The organism is Terrabacter sp. LjRoot27 (assembly GCF_964254175.1).
Classification (GTDB): Bacteria; Actinomycetota; Actinomycetes; order Actinomycetales; family Dermatophilaceae; genus Terrabacter.
In genome coordinates, this window is record NZ_CAXUSS020000001.1 from 4171952 (window position 1) to 4192871 (window position 20920).

Sequence of the window (20920 nt, forward strand, 5' to 3'; positions counted from 1 at the left end):
ACCCGATGAGCACCACCACCCAGACCGAGATCACCGTCACCGGCATGACGTGCGGCCACTGCAGCGCCGCCGTCAGCGGCGAGCTGTCGGCCCTGCCCGGCGTCGTCGCGGTCGCGGTCGACCTGCACCCCGGCGAGGACTCCCCCGTCACCATCACGAGCGAGGCCCCCCTCGACCCGTCCGCCGTCGCGGACGCCGTCGCCGAGGCCGGTTACAGCCTCCGATGACCGAGGGCCGGGCACCGGTGACGACGGCCGAGCGGACCCCCGGCGAGGTCCGCCTCGCCATCACCGGCATGACCTGCGCCTCCTGCTCCGCGCGCATCGAGCGCAAGCTGTCGAAGGTCGCCGGCGTCGAGTCCGCGACCGTCAACCTCGCCACCGAGAAGGCCCTCGTCTCGTTCACCGCCCCGGTCACGGTCGAGCAGATCGTCGCCGAGGTGAAGAAGACCGGCTACGGCGCCACCGTCATCGGCGGCTCGCGCCCTGCGCCGCCGGCCCCCACCGCACCGAGCACGTATGCCGTGTCGCCCGGGAGCGCCGGCGCCGTGGATGGCGCGGGTGGCGAGGTCGCCAAGCCCGCCGCCGGGGCACTGCTCGAGAAGCTGCGGGCCCAGGAGCTGGCCCGCCAGAAGGTCCGCGACGCCGCCGCGACAGCCAAGCCCGATGCCCGTCCCGCGCCGGCGCCGGCGCACCCCGCGGGACACGACGTCCACGCGGATCACTCCGGTGACGAGGGTCAGCCGGGCTCCGACGGCTCGGTCGGCTCGGGCGAGAACCACCTCGACCACACGCCCGCGCAGGACGTCCTCAAGCCCCGGCTCGTCGCCGCCATCGCGCTGACGGTCCCGGTGCTGCTGATCGCCATGGTGCTGCCCGAGTTCGCGGCCGGCCCGTGGCTCGAGCTGCTCCTCGCGACACCCGTCGTCTTCTGGTGCGCGTGGCCGTTCCACCGCGCTGCCGCCGTCAACGCCCGCCACCTCGCCTCGACGATGGACACCCTCGTCTCGATCGGCGTGCTCGCGGCGTGGGGCTACTCCGTCGTCGAGCTGCTCCAGGGCGGCATGCACCTCTACTTCGAGGTCGCCTCGGTCGTCACGACGTTCCTGCTCGTCGGCCGCTTCCTCGAGGCGCGCGCCAAGGACTCCGGCAAGGACGCCCTGCGCTCGCTGCTCGACCTCGGCGCCAAGGACGTCTCGGTCCTGCGCATCGACCCGCAGTCTCGGATCACGAGCGAGCTGCGCATCCCCATCGACCAGCTCGTCGTTGGCGACCAGTTCGTCGTGCGGCCGGGTGAGAAGGTCGCGACCGACGGCACGGTGCGCGACGGGTCGAGCGCCGTCGACGCGAGCCTCGTCACCGGCGAGTCCACGCCGGTCGACGTGTCCCCCGGCGACGACGTCACGGGCGGCTCGATCAACACGACCGGACGCCTCGTCGTCGAGGCGCGCAAGGTCGGCGCCGACACGATGCTCGCCGGGATCCAGCGTCTCGTCGAGACCGCGCAGACCGGCAAGGCCGACGTCCAGCGTCTCGCCGACCGCGTGTCCGCGATCTTCGTGCCGGTCGTCCTCGTCATCGCGGTCGTCACGCTCGTCGCGTGGCTCCTGACGGGCCACGACATCGGCACCTCGCTCGCCGTCGCCGTGACGGTCCTCATCATCGCCTGCCCCTGTGCGCTCGGTCTGGCCACGCCGACGGCCCTGCTCGTCGGCACCGGCCGCGGCGCGCAGCTCGGCACGCTCATCAAGGGTCCGCAGGTGCTCGAGGACACGCGCCGCGTCGACACCGTCGTGCTCGACAAGACCGGCACCGTGACCACCGGTGAGCTGCGTCTGCGCAGCATCGCCGTGCGCGGCAAGCTCTCCAAGAAGGCCGCCCTCACCGCGGCCGCCGCCGTCGAGCAGGGCAGCGAGCACCCCATCGCCCGCGCCGTCGTCGACGGCGCCCGGCTGGCGAAGCTCGACCTGCCGCGCATCCGCGACTTCCAGTCCAACCCGGGCGAGGGCGCCACCGCGCGGATCAAGGACACCGAGGTCACCGTCGGCAAGGCCGTGCTCTTCGAGAGCGTCGACCCCGAGCTCGTCGCCCACGCCCACAGCCACGCCGGCACGACCGTCTTCGTCGGCTGGGACGGCGTGGCCCAGGCGGCCCTCACCGTCGAGGACACGGTGCGCGACTCGTCCAAGGACGCGATCGCCCGGCTCCGGGCGCTCGGCCTGACGCCCTACCTGCTGACCGGCGACAGCGCGTCCAACGCGCGCAGCGTCGCCGAGCAGGTCGGCATCGACGCCTCCAACGTCCGCGCCGACGTGCTGCCCGCTCAGAAGCACGCCGTCGTCACCGAGCTGCAGAAGTCAGGTCGCGTCGTCGCCATGGTCGGCGACGGTGTCAACGACGCCGCGGCCCTCGCCCAGGCCGACCTCGGTCTCGCGATGGGCTCGGGCACGGACGTCGCCATGGACTCGGCCGACATCGTCCTCGTGCGCACCGACCTCGACGCCGTCGGGGACGCGATCGGCCTCTCCCGCGAGACGTTGCGCATCATCAAGCAGAACCTCGCCTGGGCCTTCGGCTACAACACCGCCGCCATCCCGCTCGCCGCCTTCGGCCTGCTCAACCCGATGATCGCCGGCGCGACGATGGCCCTCTCGTCGGTGCTCGTCGTCAGCAACTCCCTGCGCCTCAAGCGCTGGGGCCGCTGACCTGCCCGCTCAGACGTTGATGTCGAAGCCGAGGTCGTAGTCGCTCGCCGCGATGCCGCCCGTCCCCCAGTTCTCGGGCGGGCTCTCGCGCAGAAGGATGGAGACGTGCTCCCGCGGGATGCCGTGAGCCTCCAGCCGTTCGACCAGCTGTCGGTAGAGGGCACGCTTGGCGTCGATCGACCGGCCGGCGAAGCAGTCGATGGTGACCCGGGTGTAGGTGTCTGCGACACCGGCCTGCAAGCCGTTGACCATGACGTGGGGCTCGAACTCGGCCAGTCGGATGAAGCGGTCGCTCTCGGGGATCTTGAACGCGGTGACGATGGCCGCGTGGACCGCGTCGATCAGGGCGACCTGCTGCTCCGGCGTGTAGGAGCGGCGGACTTCGATCAGGGTGCTGGGCATGACGTCCCTTCCGGTGGCCGACGGGCTCGCCATACTTCCATCCGGTGAGCCGCGCTGACCTGCGACCCGCCACGACACCCGCACGATCCATGACGCGTCCGGTGACACCCGAGGGCGGCGCCGTTAGGTTCGGTGCATGGTGGCCTTCGTGAAGTCGGTGACGTTCGACTGCTCCGAGCCGTTGCGGCTCGCGGCCTTCTGGGCCGCGGCCCTCGGCTCGAACGTCGACGAGGACAGCACCGACGAGCGGGCCTGGGTCGAGCCGGCGGGCTGGGGTGGACCGACCCTGTGGTTCCAGCCCGTCCCCGAGCCCAAGACGGCGAAGAACCGGCAGCACTTCGACCTGCGCACCATGGACACCGTCGAGGCCGAGGTCGAGCGCCTCGTCGCGCTGGGCGCGACCGTCGTCGGCAGCGACGGCGACCTGGTGGTCATGGCCGACCCGGAGGGCAACGAGTTCTGCGTCGAGTCCTGACGGTGCGCCGATAGGCGTTGCGACCCGTGCCGAGTCGCATCCGCACTTTGACGCACTCGGCACGCTCTGGTGGGCTCGGGTCACCGGACGGCGGACCTGTCGCCGGTCACGACAGGGGAGGTCAGACGGTGACGTCGACGACGAGAACACCACACCCGGCTCCGCCGGACGAGCGGCGCGGCACTCGGCTCGGGTCAGGTCTCTGGTCGAGTCCATGGGTGGTGCTGGTCGCCGCTGTGCTCGGCTGGTTCGTCGGCCTCCTGCCCTGGCTCGTGAGGCGATCGCAACAGGGCACCTTCGGCACGCCGTGGAACCCGCGCAACGACCTGCGTGACGCACTGCTGCCCTTCCACCACCAGCTGCTGCCGCTGCTCGTCGTCGTCACGGTCGTGGCCGGACTGCTCGCGGCGAGCGCCCCGTGGTGCAGCACCTTCCGCCGGTCCCGGCGCCTCGTCCTTGCGGCGATGTCGACGCTGGGCGTGCTGCTCGCGGGCGGGTGGTCGGTCGTCCAGACGCTCTCCCCCGAGCCCGACCTCGGTGGCTCCGGCGCGAACGTCGACCAGGTGCGCCTGGCGTTCGTCGCGGTGACCGTCGCGGGTGCGCTGCTCGGCCTCGTCCTGGGACTCACGCTGTCGCTCGGCGGCGCGGCGATGCAAGCCGTGGCGGCAGCCCCGGCAGCCGTCTTCGTCGCCGACTGGCTGGGCCAGCTCGTGCTCGCCGGCCTGGGGGTGCCCGGGCCGGCCTGGCTGCCGACGGTGCTCGCCGCTCTCGCCGGCGCCGTCGTCGGCCTGGCACTGGCGCGCGCAGCCCGGGTCCACCTGGTCGCCCGTGTCGCGGCCTGGGTCGGCTCGCTCGTCCTGCTCGTCGTGACCGCGTCGGCGCTGACGGCCGTGCGCTACGTGCTCGAGGCGCTGCGCGGCACGCCGGTCCGTGGCGACGCTCTCTCCGAGCTGCTCGCCGACGGGCTCCGGGTCCTCGTCGGGTCGCTGCAGGCAACCCTCTCCGCGTGGGGTCCGCCGCCGGCTCCCCCACTGCTCGCGGTGCTCGTCGCGCTGGCCGTAGGGACCCTGGGCACCCTCGTCGCCCGGCGCGCCCGCCCCGAAGCCGCCGACTCGACGGGGGCGGCTGCATGAGCGGCCTGTCGCGCCGCACCCTGCTCGGCGCAGCCACCGTGCCCGCCCTCCCGCTCGCGGTCGCACCGGTCGCACCAGCCGCGGCCACGCCGTCACCGTCGTCCTCGATGTCACCATCGGGCTCGCGTGTGCCGACGGCTCGTCCCAGCGGCCTCGCGGCCCTGACGTGGTTGGGCAACGCCGGCTGGCGCATCGAGGGCACCCGCAGCGTCACGTTGGTCGACCCCTACGTCACGCGTTTCGACACCGGCCTGTCCCGCGGCGCCTTCGTCGCCACCACGCCGCTGACGGTCGATGAGCAGGCCGTCGCCCGGCACTGTCCGCGGGCCGACCGGATCCTCGTCACGCACTCGCACTGGGACCATGTCGCCGACGTCCCGGCCATTGCGGCCCGCACGGGCGCCACCGTCTTCGGCACACGGACGACGGGCTTCGTGGCCCGTGCCATGGGCGTCTCGGCGACCCGCGTCGTCGACGTCCGTGGCGGCGAGGTGCTCGACTTCGGCGACGTCGTCGTCGAGGTCGTCCGGTCGCTGCACAGCCGCAACGCCAAGCACGCGATCCTCTTCCCCGGCACGCTGACTGACGTGCCCGCTGCACCCGTCAGCATCGCCGACCTACCTGAGGGGGACACCCTGTCCTACGTCGTCGGGACACCTGGCGGGCCCAGGGCATACCTCTCCGGCGCAAGCGACGCGGACGTTCGGGCGCTGTCAGACCTGCGCCCCGACGTCGCAGCCGTCCCCGTCGCGGCGGCCGACGCAACGCACGACTACCTGCCGAGGCTGCTCGAGACGCTCGACCGTCCGCGTACCGTCGTGGCCGTGCACTGGGACGACTTCGACGCGCCGCTCGGGGTCGGCGAGCGGCCTCTCGACGCCTCGATGGGGCAGCGGCTGCCACGCTTCGTCGACGAGGTGAAGCGCGTCAGCCCGCGGTCGACGGTCGTCGTCCCCCGTCACCTGCAGCGACTGCCGCTGTGACGACCGACACGGGCCCACGCAGCAGGAGGCAGGAGCGCCGTCGAGATCGGCGCCCCGGCGACGCCGCCCTGCCCTGACCTCGGGCTCCCACCCGACGACGTCAGTCCCTTCCTGCTGCCCCTCGTCAGGTAGCAGCGGCAAGGCCGGCGCGACAGCCCGTCAGGGACGCCCGTCGGGCAGTGGCCTGCGCAGGGGTTCGACGACCGTCCGGGCCACGTCGCCGATGACCGCGTCGACCACGGGCAGGTGCCGCTCGGGCCGGGCGGCGCACGTGAGCACGGCCACCGCGACGGGGACCTCGCCGGGGAAGCTGACGACGCCGGCCTCGTGCCGGAGGATCCCCAGCGTGCCGGTCTTGCCGGCGGTCACGACATCGTCGTGGGGGAAGCCGCTCGCGAGCCGGTGCCGGAACACCTGCCGCCGCATCGCGTCGCGGACCAGCTCTCCGTGCGGCCCAGCCGCGACCCGACCCGACCAGAGGAGGGCAAGCAGCGTGGCAAGGTCACGCGCGGTGCTCGTGCTGGCCCGTGCCGCGTCGTACTCCGCGGTGCGCACGTCGTGGTCGAGGTCGGTCAGGGCGTCGAGCGCGGCGAGCGGGTCGGAGACCGCCGTGTCGCGCTGCACCTGTCGCTGGCTGTCGGCGCTGCCGTGCCGCACGTGCGTGTCGTGCAGACCCCACCGACGCAGTGCCTCCTCGACCCGGTCGAGCCCGACGAGCTCGAGCACGTGGTCGGCGCTCGCGTTGTCCGAGAGCGTCACCATGAGGCGCACCGCGTCGCGCACCGACACCTCCACGTCGTCGGACAGCGTCGAGACGCCAGTCGGCCCGGGCGTGCGCTGCCCGGGCGTCATGATGATGCGAGCCAGCGGGTCGAGCTCGCCGGCGTCGGCCAGCTCGGCCCACGCCACCGCGAGGGGCAGCTTGTAGAGCGAGGCCATGGCGACGGGCGCGTCGGCTCCCAGACCGACGCCCTCCTCGCTCACGCCCCCGGGATCGTATGCGTCGAGGCCGTCGCGTCGACCGTCCCGCAGCGCGTCGCCGTGGTCACGGGCGGCCCCCGTCGTCGGAGCGACCGACATGTCATCGACCCGTCGAGCGTGAACCCAGCCGCGCACCCCGGCGCCGTCGAACAGCCCCTCGAGGCGAGCACGGAGCGCGGCGCCGCCACCGACGTGATCGACACGTCCGACGCGTCCGAAGGCCTGTCGCGGGCTCACGCCAGCGCCTGCTCGACGCACTCGCGCAGACCGACCACCGGCGCCCTGCGGTGAGCGGCCGACGGGCTCAGGGCGCGGAGCCGCACGACGGCCAGGGCGTCGGGAAGATCGACCAGGCGCGTGCCGGGCGGTGTGATCCGGTCGGTCGTGAGGCGGCAGGCGCGCCCAGCGGCGATGAGCGCCGTCGCCGTCGCGGCCGACACCTCCGTCACGACGTCGCCGGAGTGGCCGTGCCGTCGGAGCGTGTCGACGAGCTGGTCGTGGGCCGGCGGGTGGTGCTGGCGAGGCTCGGTGACGACGGGGATCCTGATCAAGGCGAGGGCGTCCGGCGCGTCGGCCGGCACGAGCAGCCGCTGCGGGACGCGGACCACCTCACCGGCCGCGGTGCCGTCGACGACGCCAGGGTGACGGACCACCGCGACGTCGAGCGCCCCGCGACGCACCCGGTCGACGAGGTCCACCGACGCGGCCTCGACCGGCTCCACCTCACGGCCGAGGCTGCTGCGCACGGCGGCCACCACTGCGGCTCCGGCGGACTCGAGTCCGGTGCACAGTCCGACCCGGAGCGACGGCTCGTGGTGCGTCAGGTCTCGCACCAACACGTCGATGGTGCGCGCCTCGGACAGCAGGCGCCTCGCGAGCGGTAGCAGCTGCTCGCCCACCTCGGTCAACTCGACCCCTTGCGATGAACGGTCGAAGAGCGTTGCACCCCAGTGTTGCTCGAGTCGGCGAATGCCCTGCGACAGTGGCGGCTGGGTCATGCCGAGATCGGCTGCGGCCTCACCGAAATGCCGCCTCGTCGCCACCGCGACGAAGAACTCGAGATGGCGCAGGAGGTTCACGGCTGCGCCTCGACCTCATCGGTCGGTGCCCACGGCAGGGCCGCGACCGGACCCGGGTCCGAGCCGCCCGATGTCAGCTGCGGCGCGCCGGAGCCGGTCAGGTAGGCGTGCATGTTCGCGGCCACCTCGCGCAGGGGCCGCGGGGGCAGGTAGGCCGACGCCCCGGCGTCGAGCAGCCGGCTCACGGGCCCCGGCGCGCTGACGCCGAGCTCGTCGTCCTCGATCTCGGTCACGATGATGCGGGCCTGCGGGAACATCCCGCGCAGCGACCCCAGCAGCTGCGGGCTCACCGGGTGGGTCAGCACCACGTCGGCGCTCGTCGGCGCCCTGAGCAGGTCGAGCACGACGTAGCCGTCCCCCAGCTCGTCGGAGAGCCGCTGGCGAGCGGCCTTCGACAGCTTCGTCGCCGTCGCCACGACCATGACGCCCTCGGGCACGCGCTCCGGACCGCCACCGTCGCCGTCCCCGCGACCGGTCGGCTCCGGTTCCGGCCCACCCACGACGGTGCCCACCAGCACGCTCGGGCGGTGCAGGAGCACGCCGATCTCGCGTCCGTCGCGGCGGAGCGTGACCTCCTGCCCGGCGACCATCGCCTCCACGGCAGCACGCACGTCGCGGGGCAGCACCTCGACGTCGAGGCTCGGCGCCGCGCGGCGCCTCCCCCACCTGTGGACCTGACCGTCGCGCTCCTGCACCGGCTCCTGGGGCATCCAGGCACCCTAACCCGGCCACCCCGGCGAACCGGGCGCGACCGGCCGCCGCGCGACACGGCATACCCCCCCCGGGACGACGAACGGCGGCCACCCCGAAGGGTGACCGCCGAACGCGTGCGAGTTGGTGGCTCGGTCAGATGGTGACCTTGCCGGCCGGGGTGTCGAAGGTGACCGACAGCAGGCCCGGCGTGCCGTGCGGGGCGACGAAGGTGAAGTCGATGCCGCCCTTGTCGAAGGTGTCCTCCGGGCCGAGCCACTCGCGCACGCGCTTGGGGTCACCGGCGATCTGGAGGTTGTCGATGGAGACCGACGTGTCGGCGCCCGCGGAGGGGTGCACCGTCATGTCGTCCCACTCGATGAAGTAGGGGACCTGCGGGTCCGCCATGAGGCCCTTGATGCCGAGCTGGCGCCACTTGAGCTCGGTGCCGTCGGGGCGGTGCCGGTTGCCCGGGACCGACTCACGGCCGAGGCGCTGCTCGACCACGGCGATGTCGTCGACGGCGACGACCCAGCCGAGCCAGCCACCGCCGGCCTCGGAGGCGGCACGGACGGCCTGCCCGAAGGGCGCCTTGTCGGAGGCCGGGTGGTCCAGCACCTCGACGACCTCGAGGTAGTGGTCCTTGGCCAGGGGGAAGATCACGTTGCGCGTGCCGAACCGGGGATGCACCCCTCCGTCGACCGGCGCGACGCCGATGAGCTCGGACAGTCGGGCGGCTGTGGCCTTGAGGCCACCGGCCTCCGCTGCATAGGAGACGTGGTCAACTCGCATACAGAACATCGTGACACACGCCGAGGGGTGCTCTTGACCACCCCTCCCTGTCTCTTGCGGGGCTCGTCACACGCGTCACATGAATGAAACCTGAGTGTCATCTCGTATGCCGTCCCGCGGGCTCTCACGGGCTCCCGCGGGCCCCGCGGGCCCCGCGGGCCCCGGGGTCGGTCGTCGGTCAGCGGGCGTCGCGCTGGCGGACGGCCTCGTAGAGCACGATCGCGGCCGACGCCGCGACGTTGAGGCTGTTCGCCTTGCCGTGCATCGGGATCCGGACGCGGTGCGTGGCGGCGTCGAGCAGGGTGCGGTCGGCGCCGTGCTTCTCGCTGCCGACGGCGATGGCGACACGGCCCGTGTAGTCGACGTCGGTGTGCAGCAGGTCGGTCTCGGGGGTCGTGACGACGAGGCGGATCTCGTTCGCGGTCAGCCACTCGAGGGCCTCGGACGTCGTCGCGCTCGCGGCCGGCACGGCGAAGACGGTGCCCTTGCTCGCGCGCACGACGTTGGGGTTGCCCCAGTCGGTGACGGGGTCTGCGGCCACGACGGCGTCGACCCCGGCGGCGTCGGCGGTGCGGAGCATGGCTCCGAGGTTGCCGGGCTTCTCGACGCCCTGGCTGAGCAGGGTCAGGTGGTCGGGCCCGTCGACGCGGAGGTCGGCGAGCGAGACGCCGATGCGATCGACGACGGCAATGAGCCCGTCGGGTCCCTCGCGGTAGCTGACCTTCTCGAAGGCGCCGCGGCTGAGGTGCACGACCTCGACGCGGTCGTCGCGCAGGCGCGCGAGCAGGTCGGCCTGGTGGCCGATGTCCTGGCTGCCGGCACGGCCGGCGGGGCTGAAGAGCTCCTCGCAGACGTAGACGGTGCCGGGGCGGACGCCGGCCGACAGGGCGAGGCCGATCTCCTCGTAGCCCTCGACGAGCGTCTGGCCCGTCTCCTCGCGGGTGCGGCGGCGGCGCAGGCCGAGCACGGCCTTGAGGCGCGGGTTGGACGCCGACGTGATCGTCAGCTCGCGGGCGGGAGGCGTCGGGTTCGTCATGGCAGCCCCAGCATCCCACCCGCCCGCGGGTCAGGGGTGGAGGCGGGCGCCCTTGAGGACGCGGTCGACGGTGTTCTTCGGCGCGTGGAGGGCGAGGCCGACGAGGTCGAGGTCGGCGGCGGGCACGGTCGCGACCGCCGCGCGGTTGTCGGCGTCGTGACCGGTCGCGAACATCTCGCGCGTGTAGACGGCGAGCGCCGTGCCGCGTCGGAGGGCGCGTTCGTGCGCGGCGGTCAGCGTCGGGCCGGTGCCCTCGAAGACGAGGACGGGCATGCCGAGGAGGGGGAGGTACGCGTGTCCGTCGCCGTCGGCATACGGCTGCCCGACGAGCTCGGGGTGCGCGGCCGTCACGCCGCTGACGAGGAACGCCGTGACGTTGAGGCGCTGCCAGGGCTCGAGGTCGTCGCGCACGAGGACCGCGATCTTGGTGTCGAAGGGCGGGGTCAGCAGGTCGTCCATGGCCCCACCCTGCGCGGCCCGGCCACCCCTCGTCTTGTACGTCCTTGATCCCGCCCCCCTTCCCACCCGCAACGGGGCCGGGGTCAGGCGCTGCGCTGGTAGCGGGCCGGGGTCGTGCCGAGGAAGCGGCGGAAGTGGCGGGTCAGGTGCGCCTGGTCGTAGAAGCCGGTCTCCGTCGCCACGACCGCGGCCGGGACCCCGTCGCGCAGTCGCCGTCGCGCGAGGTCGAGACGCCGACCGATGACGTATGCGTGGGGCGGGAGGCCGTACGCCGCGGCGAAGGAGCGCACGAGGTGCGGCGTCGTGACGCCGAGCGACTCCGCGACGGCGGCGATGCCGGGGGTCCCGACGGGGTCGGCGTCGAGCATCTCGCGGGCGAGCCGGGCGACCTGGCCCGCCACGGGCTGCGCGCTGCCCACGGGAGCACGGTGACCGCGTACGAGATGGGCGGTGAGCCGCTCGACGACGAGGGCGAGGCGCGACTCGGCCTCGAGGTCGTCGCGCGCCACGAGCGCCCGGTCGAGCCGGGAGACCGCCGAGCGGAGCGCGGCGTCGGGCAGGAGCGGGGCGTCGACGGCCGCACCGACGAGGTCGGGTGCGATGACGTCGTGCTCGAGGTAGACGACGCGCTTGCGGAAGCCGGTCGACGTCAGCGCCCGGCCGTCGTGGACGACGTGCGGCGGCAGGAGCGTGACGCCGGAGCGGACCGCCGTGTGGTCGTGACGGTCGAGGTCGTAGCCGATGACGCCGTCGTCGACGACGAGCAGCGTCCACGTGTCGTGGGTGTGCCCGGGGTAGGCGTGGTCGTGCCACTGCGCGTGGAAGACCTCGGCGACCCCGGCGACCGCCGGGCGCCACGACACGGTCCGGTCGATCGGCAGGTCCACACCGGCACGCTAACCCGGCGACCGCTCCTAGGGTGGGTGTCGACCGCGACCGAGGAGGAGCCGTGACCGAGCAGCCGGCGTACCCGCGTCTCATGCACACCGCCCTCGACACGACGGACGCCCGTGGGCTCGCCGAGTTCTACCGCGAGCTGCTGGGGCTGCACTACCGTCCGGGTGACGAGCCCCCGGCCGCCGGGGAGGACGACGCCGACTGGCTCGTGCTGCTCGACGCCGACGGCGTGCGACGGCTGGCGGTCCAACAGGTCGACGGACCGCTGCCGCGCCCGACCTGGCCGAGCCATGACGTGCCGATGCAGCTGCACGTCGACTACGCCGTGCCGAGCCTCGCCGAGCTCGAGCGCCACCGCGACCGCGCGCTCGCGCTCGGTGCGGAGGCGCTGTTCGACCGCACCGACGACCACGGGGAGCCTCTCGTCGTGCTCGCCGACCCGGCCGGGCACCCGTTCTGCCTTCTCGTCGCGCCCTGAGACCCCACGCTGTCGGTGCGCGGGCGTAGCGTCGACGGAGCGAGGACGCAGACCGAGACACGGAGGTGCGAGCCACATGACCACCCTCGAAGGACGACCCAACACCGCCCTGCTCGTCATCGACGTCCAGAACGACGTCGTCTCCGGCGCGTGGGACCGCGACGGCGTCATCGCCCGCATCAACGCCCTCGTCGACAAGGCGCGCAACGAGCACGTCCCCGTCATCTGGGTGCAGCACTCCGACGACAACATGCCGATCGACACCGACGGCTGGCAGTACGTCCCCGAGCTGACCCGCGATGCGTCCGAGCCGCTCGTCCACAAGCGCTACGGCGACTCCTTCGAGGACACCGACCTCGAGTCGATCCTGGCGGAGCGGCAGGTCGGTCGCGTCGTGGTGACCGGCGCCCAGACCGACGCGTGCATCCGCTCGACCCTGCACGGCGCGCTCGTCCGGGGCTACGACACGACGCTCGTCGAGGACGCCCACACGACCGAGGACCTCCGTCAATGGGGTGTCCCCGTCGCTCCCGAGCAGGTCATCGCCCACACCAACACCTACTGGTCATGGTCCGAGGCGCCGGGCCGCAAGGGTGACGTCGTACCCACGGCCGAGGTCGACTTCGGCGCGCACTGACCGGGCGCAGCCCGCGGCGGGCGGTGCAGGTGCACCCGCCTAGGGTTGGGTCATGCTCGACACGTTGGCCGCGCTGCCCTTCTGGCAGGCGTTCCTCGCGTTGTTCGTCATCGTCATGGCCCGCTCCAACGCGACCTACTGGGTCGGCCGGGGCGCCGTCGCGAGCTGGCGCCGCTATCGCGGGGCCCACGGCGACCTGACGACGCGGGCCGAGGCGCTGCTGCGCCGGCTCGGGCCGTTCGCCGTGACCCTCTCCTACCTCACGGTCGGCATCCAGACCGCGGTGCACCTGACCGCCGGGGTCATGCGGATGCCGGTGCGGCTCTACCTCCCGGCTGCCGTCGTCGGGTCGGCCGCCTGGGCCGCGCTCTACGCGACGGTCGGGCTCGCGGTCGTGCAGGCGTGGCTCGCCGCCGAGGCCGGGTCGTGGTGGGGCCTGGCCGTCGTCGTGCTCGTCGTGGCGGGGGCCGTCGCCTGGTTCGTGGCCCGACGCCGCTCGCGATCGAGTGAGCGGCCCGTCCCGCTCGAGTGAGCGCCACGTCTCCTGACACGACCCGAACACGAGCGTGACGTGGGCGCCGCCCGCGCTCACTACGCTGCGATCGTGTCCACCGAGCCCGGCGCGAGCCCCGACCGCCGCCCCGACCCCGGCCGCGGACTGGTGCTCGTGGTCGAGGACGAGCCGGCGATCGCCGACGTGCTGCGGCTCAACCTCCGCGCTGCCGGCTACGGCGTCGAGGTCGTCGGTGACGGCGCGAGCGCCCTCGACGCGGTGCGGGACCTGCGCCCGAGCGCCATCGTGCTCGACATCGGCCTGCCGGTCCTCGACGGCATCGAGGTGTGCCGCCGCCTCCGCGGCCGCGGCGACTGGACCCCCGTCCTCTTCGTGACGGCCCGCGACGACGAGGTCGACCGCATCGTCGGTCTCGAGCTCGGCGCCGACGACTACGTCACGAAGCCCTTCTCCCCGCGGGAGCTCGTGGCACGGCTCGGGGGCGTGCTGCGACGCACCCGCGGGGACTCCGGAGCGCCCGAGCTGCTCCGCGCCGGCGACCTCAGCGTCGACCTGACGAGCCACGAGGTGCGGGTCGCCGGGCGCGAGATCGCCCTGACCGCAACGGAGTTCGACCTCCTCAGCCACCTCATGCGTCGTCCGGGGGTCGTCTTCACGCGCGAGCAGCTGCTCAGCGACGTCTGGGGGTATGCCGCGACGGCCGGCGGGCGCACCGTCGACGTCCACGTCGCCCAGGTCCGCGCCAAGCTCGGCGACGCGAGCCCGATCCGCACCGTCCGCTCGGTCGGGTATGCCGCCGCGCGGGCTCCGCGCGGCGGTGCACTCCCGGGCTCGGACGACTCACCCGCTCCCCGGCCCAGATCGTGACGGCCTCGCGAGGGTCGCTGTCACGACGGATCGTCCTGCTCGCCGTCGGCATCGCCGTCCTGACCGCGCTGCTGGCCGGTCTGCTCGCCGTCGGTCTGGCCCGCACGTCGGCCGACGACTCGGCCCGGCGCACCCTGTCACGGATCGCCGACGCGAGCGCCGAGCGGGCCGACTCGGGGGCGGTCGCGCGGGCCTCGCAGGCCAAGGCGGTCCGCACGCTGGGGGCCCTCGGGATCGAGTCGGCGAGCATCGGCCGCGGCGGCGTGGTGACCTCGACGAGCGCCTTGGCCCGTGACGCCCTGACGCCGGCCCGACAGCGGGCCCTCCTCGCCGGCCGCACCATCTCGACCCGCGACGACCTCGGCGGGACCCTCGTCCTGCTCGAGGGCCGGCCCACCGACGCCGGCGGCATCATCCTCGTACAGCGCCGGTCCGACGCGACGGCCGACTCCGACCGGCTCGTGCGCCGCGTCCTGCTCGCCCTGGCCATCGCTGCCGTCGTCGCGGTGCTCGTCAGCGCCGCCGTGGCGCGGCGCCTGTCCCGGCCGCTGCGACGCACGGCCGACGCGGCGCACGCCCTCGCGGCCGGGCAGCGCGACGTCCGGGTCCCGGTCGAGGGTCCCGACGAGGTCGCCGAGGTCGCGTGCGCCCTCAACTCCCTGTCGAGCTCGCTGTCCCGGTCCGAAGGGCGCCAGCGCGACTTCCTCCTGTCGGTCTCGCACGACCTCCGCACGCCGCTCACCGGCATCAGCGGCTACGCCGAGTCGCTCGCGAGCGGCGTCGTGCCGCCGGAGGAGACCGCCCGGGTCGGCGGTGTCGTCCTCACCGAGTCGAAGCGGCTCGAGCGGCTCGTCGGTGACCTGCTCGACCTCGCGCGGCTCGGCGCCGACAGTCCGAGCGTCACCCCCCAGCGCACCGACCTCGTGACCCTGGGCCGCGAGGTCGAGTCGGTCTGGTCGCGCCGGTGCGCGGCCGTCGGGGTGCCCTTCACCTTCGTCTCGGCGGCGCCCGACGCCTGGACGGTCACCGACCCGGCTCGGGTGCGCCAGCTCGTCGACGGCCTGCTCGAGAACGCCCTCCGGGTCACCCCGTCCGGTCAGCCGATCGTCGTCGAGGTGCGCCGCGAAACGGGCTCCCCCACGGACGTCGTCGTCGTCGAGGTGCGTGACGGCGGACCCGGCCTCACCGACGACGACCTCGACGTCGCGTTCGAGCCGTCGGTGCTGCACGAGCGCTACCGCGGCCTCCGCCCCGTCGGCACCGGGCTCGGCCTCGCCATCGTCGGGCGCCTCGCCCAGCTGCTCGGCGGGACCGTCGAGGCCGGGCACGCCGCCGAGGGAGGAGCCCGCTTCACCTTGCGCCTCCCCCACGCCACCACGCCCTGACGGCGCCGGCCGCACCGTAGCGGCGGACGGCATACGCCCTCGGCAGCGACCGCTTCGAGACGGCCCCGATCCTGCGGAATGGGACGGACGTGTCGGCGGTTGTGCAGGCATGACCACCTGGGGCTTCATCGGCAGCGGCAACATCGGCAGCACCGTCGCCCGGCTCGCGATCGCGGCCGGACACGACGTCGTGCTGAGCAACAGCAGGGGTCCCGAGACCCTCGCGGACCTCGTGGCCGAGCTGGGCCCGCACGCCCGTGCCGCCACGGCGCCGGAGGCGGCCGCGGCCGGCGACCTCGTCGTCGTGACGATCCCGCTCAAGGCCTACCGCGACGTGCCCGTCGACGAGCTCGCCGGCAAGACCGTCATCGACACGATGAACTACTACCCCCAGCGCGACGGGCAGATCGACGCCCTCGACGACGGCTCCACGACGAGCTCCGAGCTGCTCCAGGCGCACCTGCCGCAGTCGCACGTCGTCAAGGGCTTCAACAACATCTTCTTCCAGCACCTGCGCGACCTCGCCCAGCCGCTGCTGCACTCCGGCGCCGACGGCCGCAGCGCCCTCGCGATCGCCGGTGACGACGCCACGGCGAAGGACGCCGTGCGCCGGGCGTTCGACGCCATCGGCTACGACACCCTCGACCTCGGCCCGCTCGCCGAGGGCTGGCGCACCCAGCCCGGCCAGCCGGCCTACGGGCTGCAGTACGCCAAGGACGAGGCCGACTGGACCGCCGGCGCGCGCCCGGTCAGCTCCGACGAGCTCGCCGGTCGGGCGATGCGGGCCACCCGCGAGGCCTGAGCCCGAGGTCTGGGCCGGAGACCGAGTCCACAACCCTCGACAGCCCGTTTGAGCGGCGGCCCGGCCACCCGTAGAATGACCGGTGAGGGGAGTACTTCCTCGCGCGATCCGGTCAGTACGGTGGTCCGACGACCACCCCGGTCCGTGGCCGACGGCAGTCGGTGAAGGAGACCTCAGACATCACGTTCTGAGGAGACCCATGCTCACTGCCCTGTCCGCCGCCACCCCGCCGCCCACCGGGTCGGCCGAGTCGATCGGCTCGCCGACGCTGTGGATCGCAACGATCGCCGGTGTCGCCGCCCTCTTCGTCATCGACTTCCTCATCACCCGTCGCCCGCACGACCCGAGCATGCGCGAGGCGATCGGCTGGTCGGCCTTCTACATCGCGATCCCCGTCGTCTTCGGCGGCTGGCTCTGGTGGCAGTACGGCTCCCAGCAGGGCGTCGAGTACTACACCGGCTACATCGTCGAGAAGTCGCTCTCGGTCGACAACCTCTTCGTCTTCATCATCCTGCTGTCGGCGTTCGCCGTGCCGCGCGAGCTGCGCCAGCGGGTGCTGCTCATCGGCGTCGGCGGCGCCCTCCTGCTCCGCGGCATCTTCATCGCGCTCGGCGCGCAGATGATCGCCAGCTTCGCGTGGACCTTCCTGCTCTTCGGCGCGATCCTGCTCGCGACGGCGGTCAAGGTCGGCCGCGACGCCCTGTCGCACACCGACCACAGCATCGACGTCGACCAGCTGCGCAGCGTCAAGCTGATCCGTCGCTTCTACCCCGTCACCGACACCTACGCGGGCACGAACCTCACGGTCCGCCAGGATGGAAAGCGGGCCCTGACGCCGCTGGCCCTCGTCGCCGTCGCGATCCTCGGCACCGACATCGTCTTCGCCATCGACTCCGTGCCGGCCGTCTACGGCATCACCGGCGACCCCTACCTCGTCTTCGCGACGAACGCCTTCGCCCTGCTCGGTCTGCGGGCGCTCTACTTCGTCCTCGAGGGCGCGCTGGCCAAGCTCGTCCACCTCGGCCACGGCCTGTCGCTCATCCTCGCCTTCATCGGCGTCAAGCTCGTCCTCCACTGGGCCCACGGCGTGTGGCCGGGCGTCCCGGAGATCCCGACGCTGCTCTCGCTCGGCGTCATCATCGGCATCCTCGCCGTCGTCACGGTGACCAGCCTGCTCGCCAACCGGCGGGTGGACGCCGAGAAGGCCGACGAGCCCGAGGACGAGACGTCGTCGGTGCCGCAGGCCTGACGAGCCGGCCCGAGCAGCCGGCCACACGGCAGACGCGGTCGTATGCCGTGTCGACCGTCATGAGGGAGGCGTCCCGCTGGGTGCGGGGCGCCTCCCTCGTCTGCCGCCACCCCGTCCGGCCCGTCCCCGGGCGGGGTGCCGCGTCTCAGCTCGTCGCGCTCGGGGAGGGAGAGCCGCCGGGCTGGGACGTCGTGACCTTGAAGACGACGACGCGGGCCGTCGGGTTCGTCGCGCCGACGCCGGTCACGAGAGCCTTGGAGCCGACCCTGACGGCCCCGATGGTCGAGTCGGCGCCCTTGCCGTTCGAGCGGACCCGGACCTTCGTGTCGCCGGAGACCGTGAAGGTCTGCGAGAAGCCGTCCTTGGCCTTGACGGTGACCGAGGTGGCGGACACGGCGGTGACGTCGCCGCGGATCGCCTGGTGGGTGACCGGGCCGGTCTTGCCCTGGGTGACCCACGTGCCGTGCAGCGCGCGGAGCATCCGGGTCCGCAGGCCCTTGCGGTCCGTCGCGCCGGCGTCGGCGCCCTGGGACGCGTCGTCGACGGCCGGGGTGTCGACGGCGGCGGAGACGAGGTCGATGGTGTCGCCGTCCGTCGCTGCCGAGTCCTGCCGCGGCGCGGCGCCGATGGCACTGGCGGCGGTGCCGGTCGCGTCGGTCTTCGAGCAGGCGCCGAGCGCCAGGCTGCCGAGGACGAGGACGGCCGCACCGAGGGCGGTGGAGGAGCGCTTGAGGCCGGTCGTCCGGCGGGTGTCGGTGTTCATGACCCCTACGTTCGCGCACGCAGGTGAAGCCTCGGTCCGGGTCGTGTTCGGATCGTGTTCGGGCACGTCACCGGGCAGGCACGCAGCACCTCGTGGGTCATCGGCCCGACCCGACCGCAGCCGCACCCGTCGGGGTCAGCGGCCCACCGGACACGGTGGGTGGCCGTCCCCGGGGTGTGCCGCCAGGTGCACCATCGCGCTCCGCTGGCGGGCGTATGCCGTCAGGCGAAGATCGGGCCCACGGCGGGGTAGGCGGCGGTGAGCGCCGTGCGGACGGCCGTCAGGGACGGCACGTCGGTGCCACCCTGGAAGCCGGTGTCGAGCCGCATCGGCTTGCCCCAGGCGGTGAGGTCCTCGATCGTCGTGCCGGTCGCGGCGCCGGAGAGCCGGCCGAACCAGTCGGCCCGGCCGTAGGTGACGTCGCCGCCGATGCAGACGAGCTCGACCCACGACGGGTCGGCGAGGCACACGTTCTCGTAGGGGTCGGGGTGGTGCCGCTCGAGGACGACGAGGTCGGCCGGCCGGCCCTCGGCGACGGATCCGAGGTGGTCGTCGAGCCCGGCCAGCCGCGCAGCGACCGAGGTCACCATGGCGACGAGGTCGGCGGCGGCGATCGGGTGCTCCTGGCGCGCGAGCTCGCGGCGGGCCACCTTCATCTCGGCGAGGAGGCTCGTCGACCCGGAGGGCAGCCAGTCGGCACCGAGCGCGACGGGCATCCCCGCCGCGATCGCCTCGCCCGCGAGGGTCGTCTCGCCGTAGAGGCGCAGGTTGGACTGCGGTGACCACACGAGCCGGCAGCCGAGCTCGGCGACGGTGTGCAGGTCGTCGGCGGTCAGGGCGCTGCCGTGGATGATGTTCGTCGCCGACGTCGCACCGCCGAGGGTGAGGAAGCGCTGGAACTCCTTGGCACTCACGGCATCCCCGCGCCGACCCTCGGACAGGTGGAGGTAGAAGGCGTTGACGTCACCGGCACCGATCCGCTTCATGACGGCCTCGAAGCTCGGCAGGCCGAACGACCCCGAGGGCAGGTCGATCATCGAGCGCGCCCGGTGCGCCCCGAAGGCCCACTGGTCGAGGTTGCGCACGAGCGGCTCGGACGACGCGCTGCTCGCACCCGAGGCACCCTGGATGCCGGTGACGCCGCCGACGAGCGCACGCACCTCGGCGTAGCGGGTCTGCGTCTTGGGCGGGACCTGCGTCAGCAGGATGTTCTGCGGGTCGCGGACGAGGGCCTGGTAGGGCTTGGAGCGGCGCCACGCGTAGCGGTTGTCGTAGAGCTTGGGCGGCTCCCAGGCGGCGAAGACGTTGAACTCGGGGTGGCCGTGGAGGTCGAGCAGGCCCGGCAGGATGACGCCGTCGGTCTCGAGCACGGCGACGTCGGTCGGCTTGCGCTTCGAGACGCGGCCGATGACCCCGTTCGCGACGGTGACGTAGCCGCTCGACCAGGCCCCGTCGGGCGTGATGACGGCTCCGTGCAGCGCGAACGGCGCCGGGGGCAGCGCCCGGGAGCGGCGCGTCGGCTCGGGCAGCTCCTCGGTGATGCCCCGGGCGTACGCCTTGGCGAACGGGCCCGGGCCGCCGCCGGACGCGCCCGGCTCCCAGTGCTCGAGGGCGGACTTCGTGCCGGCGCTGGGTCGCGCCGGCCGGGTCACAGAGCTGGCCATGTGCGGGCTCCCTTCGGGACGACGACGCTGATCGTCGCGCGCTTCGTCTGCTTGTCGTCGCCGGTGCGGGTCGCCCACGCGTCGACGTCGCGCCACCACCCGGGCGCGCCGGGTGGGAGGTCGACCTCCGGGATGGGCGCGAGGTCCGTGGAACCCCACGTGGCGGCATACGGCGTCAGGTCGGTGGGCCCCTCGGGGGTCACGTGCGCGGCGAGGTCGGGGAGGTGCTCGTTCCAGTTCGCGAGCTGGGCCGCCGTCGTCTCGGCGAGCGGCTTGCCCGACGCACGCGCGAATCCCTCTGCGTACGTGGGGTGCCGGATCGCGGCGAGGTGCAGCGACGCCGCGGTGTCGGGCTGGGTCCGCGCCCACGCGGCATACGCCGTCCTGGCGAGGTCACCGAGGGCGACCACGGCCGTGACCTCGGTACCGACGAGCAGCGCGTCGAGCCAGCGGTGGCGGTAGGCGGCGATGGCCGCGTCCTTCGCGTGACGGCTCCCGGCCGCCTGGCCGAAGACGCTGTAGAGGTAGACGTTGACCATGGCGTATGCCGTGTGGACGCCGACCTTGGCCAGCAGCCCCTGGACGCGCTGGCCGGCCTCACCGACGAGGATGCGGCGCGAGATCGCCTCGTGCGTCGCGGGGTCCTGGCCGAGGACGAGCACGCGGGCGCTGCCGTCGAGCCGGCCGCGGTGGAAGACCGGGCCCCACTCCGTGCGGAAGTCGGCCGACGGGTAGACGTCGTCACCGGGGTAGTCGGCGACGAGCGACGCGAAGGGCTCGGCGCCGTAGCCGACACAGCTCTGGTGCACCACGGCCATGGCAGACCTCCACCCGATCGACAGCCGTTGTCAGTGCAGGGTGACTCGACGGTAGTCCTGATACATCCACCCCGTCGGCGGATCGGCGGTTTGGCCGGCGGTGGGGGCTGAC

General features: G+C 73.4%; 23 protein-coding genes. 12 read left to right on the forward strand and 11 right to left on the reverse strand.

The features are described 5' to 3' along the window. Positions 1–5 precede the first annotated feature (5 nt). Together ACSQ2D_RS19220 and ACSQ2D_RS19225 are read left to right on the forward strand one after the other, a co-directional pair. Positions 6–227: a heavy-metal-associated domain-containing protein gene (locus tag ACSQ2D_RS19220; RefSeq protein WP_435987511.1), complete on the forward strand. Its 222-nt coding sequence runs from the start codon at positions 6–8 to the stop codon at positions 225–227. Then, positions 224–2704, forward strand: coding sequence for a heavy metal translocating P-type ATPase (locus ACSQ2D_RS19225; RefSeq protein ID WP_435987512.1), 2481 nt, complete (start codon positions 224–226; stop codon positions 2702–2704). Before ACSQ2D_RS19220 ends, ACSQ2D_RS19225 begins: the two co-directional genes overlap by 4 nt. Positions 2705–2713: 9 nt before the next feature. On the opposite strand, the gene ACSQ2D_RS19230 is transcribed toward ACSQ2D_RS19225, so the two are convergent. After that, the gene (locus tag ACSQ2D_RS19230; protein WP_435987513.1) at positions 2714–3106 is read right to left on the reverse strand and encodes a tautomerase family protein; all 393 of its coding nucleotides are present in this window, start codon (positions 3104–3106) and stop codon (positions 2714–2716) included. Positions 3107–3242: 136 nt separating this feature from the next. Here ACSQ2D_RS19230 and ACSQ2D_RS19235 point away from each other — a divergent pair, with 136 nt between their 5' ends. From ACSQ2D_RS19235 to ACSQ2D_RS19245, 3 genes are all read left to right on the forward strand, one after another. After that, entirely contained in the window at positions 3243–3581 is a 339-nt protein-coding gene (locus ACSQ2D_RS19235; protein ID WP_435987514.1) for a VOC family protein, read from the forward strand. A 218-nt stretch (positions 3582–3799) separates the two neighbouring features. Next, positions 3800–4714: a hypothetical protein gene (locus ACSQ2D_RS19240; RefSeq protein WP_435987515.1), complete on the forward strand. Its 915-nt coding sequence runs from the start codon at positions 3800–3802 to the stop codon at positions 4712–4714. Further along, positions 4711–5697, forward strand: a complete 987-nt coding sequence (locus ACSQ2D_RS19245) for an MBL fold metallo-hydrolase (RefSeq protein WP_435987516.1) — start codon at positions 4711–4713, stop codon at positions 5695–5697. Before ACSQ2D_RS19240 ends, ACSQ2D_RS19245 begins: the two co-directional genes overlap by 4 nt. A 159-nt stretch (positions 5698–5856) precedes the next feature. Here the strand turns inward: ACSQ2D_RS19245 and ACSQ2D_RS19250 are convergent, their stop codons facing one another. From ACSQ2D_RS19250 to ACSQ2D_RS19280, 7 genes are all read right to left on the reverse strand, one after another. Continuing rightward, positions 5857–6681: a serine hydrolase gene (locus ACSQ2D_RS19250; RefSeq protein ID WP_435987517.1), complete on the reverse strand. Its 825-nt coding sequence runs from the start codon at positions 6679–6681 to the stop codon at positions 5857–5859. A gap of 230 nt (positions 6682–6911) precedes the next feature. After that, positions 6912–7757, reverse strand: a complete 846-nt coding sequence (locus ACSQ2D_RS19255; RefSeq protein WP_435987518.1) for a LysR family transcriptional regulator — start codon at positions 7755–7757, stop codon at positions 6912–6914. Continuing rightward, positions 7754–8467: a hypothetical protein gene (locus ACSQ2D_RS19260; RefSeq protein WP_435987519.1), complete on the reverse strand. Its 714-nt coding sequence runs from the start codon at positions 8465–8467 to the stop codon at positions 7754–7756. The genes ACSQ2D_RS19255 and ACSQ2D_RS19260 overlap by 4 nt, the downstream gene beginning before the upstream one ends. A 136-nt stretch (positions 8468–8603) precedes the next feature. Next, positions 8604–9239 carry a VOC family protein gene (locus ACSQ2D_RS19265; protein WP_020143723.1) on the reverse strand — a complete coding sequence of 212 codons (636 nt, stop codon included), beginning with the start codon at positions 9237–9239 and terminating at the stop codon, positions 8604–8606. A gap of 178 nt (positions 9240–9417) precedes the next feature. Then, positions 9418–10275 carry an RNA methyltransferase gene (locus ACSQ2D_RS19270; RefSeq protein ID WP_435987520.1) on the reverse strand — a complete coding sequence of 286 codons (858 nt, stop codon included), beginning with the start codon at positions 10273–10275 and terminating at the stop codon, positions 9418–9420. 30 nt (positions 10276–10305) lie between these two features. After that, a complete protein-coding gene (locus tag ACSQ2D_RS19275; protein ID WP_435987521.1) occupies positions 10306–10734 on the reverse strand; it encodes a DUF2000 family protein in 429 nt (142 codons plus the stop codon). 83 nt (positions 10735–10817) lie between these two features. Then, a complete protein-coding gene (locus tag ACSQ2D_RS19280) occupies positions 10818–11621 on the reverse strand; it encodes an AraC family transcriptional regulator (RefSeq protein ID WP_435987522.1) in 804 nt (267 codons plus the stop codon). A 62-nt stretch (positions 11622–11683) separates the two neighbouring features. Between ACSQ2D_RS19280 and ACSQ2D_RS19285 the strand changes: the two genes are divergently transcribed. The 7 genes from ACSQ2D_RS19285 (at position 11684) to ACSQ2D_RS19315 (ending at position 17563) form a co-directional block, all read left to right on the forward strand. After that, complete coding sequence (locus ACSQ2D_RS19285; RefSeq protein ID WP_435987523.1) at positions 11684–12109, forward strand: VOC family protein; 426 nt, start codon at positions 11684–11686, stop codon at positions 12107–12109. Between the two features lie 76 nt (positions 12110–12185). Further along, complete coding sequence (locus ACSQ2D_RS19290; protein ID WP_435987524.1) at positions 12186–12746, forward strand: cysteine hydrolase family protein; 561 nt, start codon at positions 12186–12188, stop codon at positions 12744–12746. Positions 12747–12798: 52 nt separating this feature from the next. Continuing rightward, the gene (locus ACSQ2D_RS19295) at positions 12799–13278 is read left to right on the forward strand and encodes a DedA family protein (RefSeq protein WP_435987525.1); all 480 of its coding nucleotides are present in this window, start codon (positions 12799–12801) and stop codon (positions 13276–13278) included. 72 nt (positions 13279–13350) lie between these two features. After that, complete coding sequence (locus tag ACSQ2D_RS19300) at positions 13351–14127, forward strand: response regulator transcription factor (RefSeq protein ID WP_435987526.1); 777 nt, start codon at positions 13351–13353, stop codon at positions 14125–14127. Beyond that, a complete protein-coding gene (locus ACSQ2D_RS19305) occupies positions 14124–15512 on the forward strand; it encodes a sensor histidine kinase (RefSeq protein ID WP_435987527.1) in 1389 nt (462 codons plus the stop codon). The genes ACSQ2D_RS19300 and ACSQ2D_RS19305 overlap by 4 nt, the downstream gene beginning before the upstream one ends. A gap of 109 nt (positions 15513–15621) precedes the next feature. Next, positions 15622–16314 carry an NADPH-dependent F420 reductase gene (locus ACSQ2D_RS19310; protein WP_435987528.1) on the forward strand — a complete coding sequence of 231 codons (693 nt, stop codon included), beginning with the start codon at positions 15622–15624 and terminating at the stop codon, positions 16312–16314. Between the two features lie 199 nt (positions 16315–16513). Next, positions 16514–17563 (forward strand): TerC family protein, encoded by a 1050-nt coding sequence (locus ACSQ2D_RS19315; protein ID WP_435987529.1) that lies wholly within the window; start codon positions 16514–16516, stop codon positions 17561–17563. Between the two features lie 145 nt (positions 17564–17708). On the opposite strand, the gene ACSQ2D_RS19320 is transcribed toward ACSQ2D_RS19315, so the two are convergent. From ACSQ2D_RS19320 to ACSQ2D_RS19330, 3 genes are all read right to left on the reverse strand, one after another. Continuing rightward, entirely contained in the window at positions 17709–18326 is a 618-nt protein-coding gene (locus ACSQ2D_RS19320; RefSeq protein WP_435987530.1) for a hypothetical protein, read from the reverse strand. 221 nt (positions 18327–18547) lie between these two features. Further along, positions 18548–19990: an amidohydrolase family protein gene (locus ACSQ2D_RS19325; RefSeq protein WP_435987531.1), complete on the reverse strand. Its 1443-nt coding sequence runs from the start codon at positions 19988–19990 to the stop codon at positions 18548–18550. Beyond that, positions 19975–20808 carry a uracil-DNA glycosylase family protein gene (locus ACSQ2D_RS19330; protein ID WP_435987532.1) on the reverse strand — a complete coding sequence of 278 codons (834 nt, stop codon included), beginning with the start codon at positions 20806–20808 and terminating at the stop codon, positions 19975–19977. Before ACSQ2D_RS19330 ends, ACSQ2D_RS19325 begins: the two co-directional genes overlap by 16 nt. Between the last annotated feature and the right edge of the window lie 112 nt (positions 20809–20920).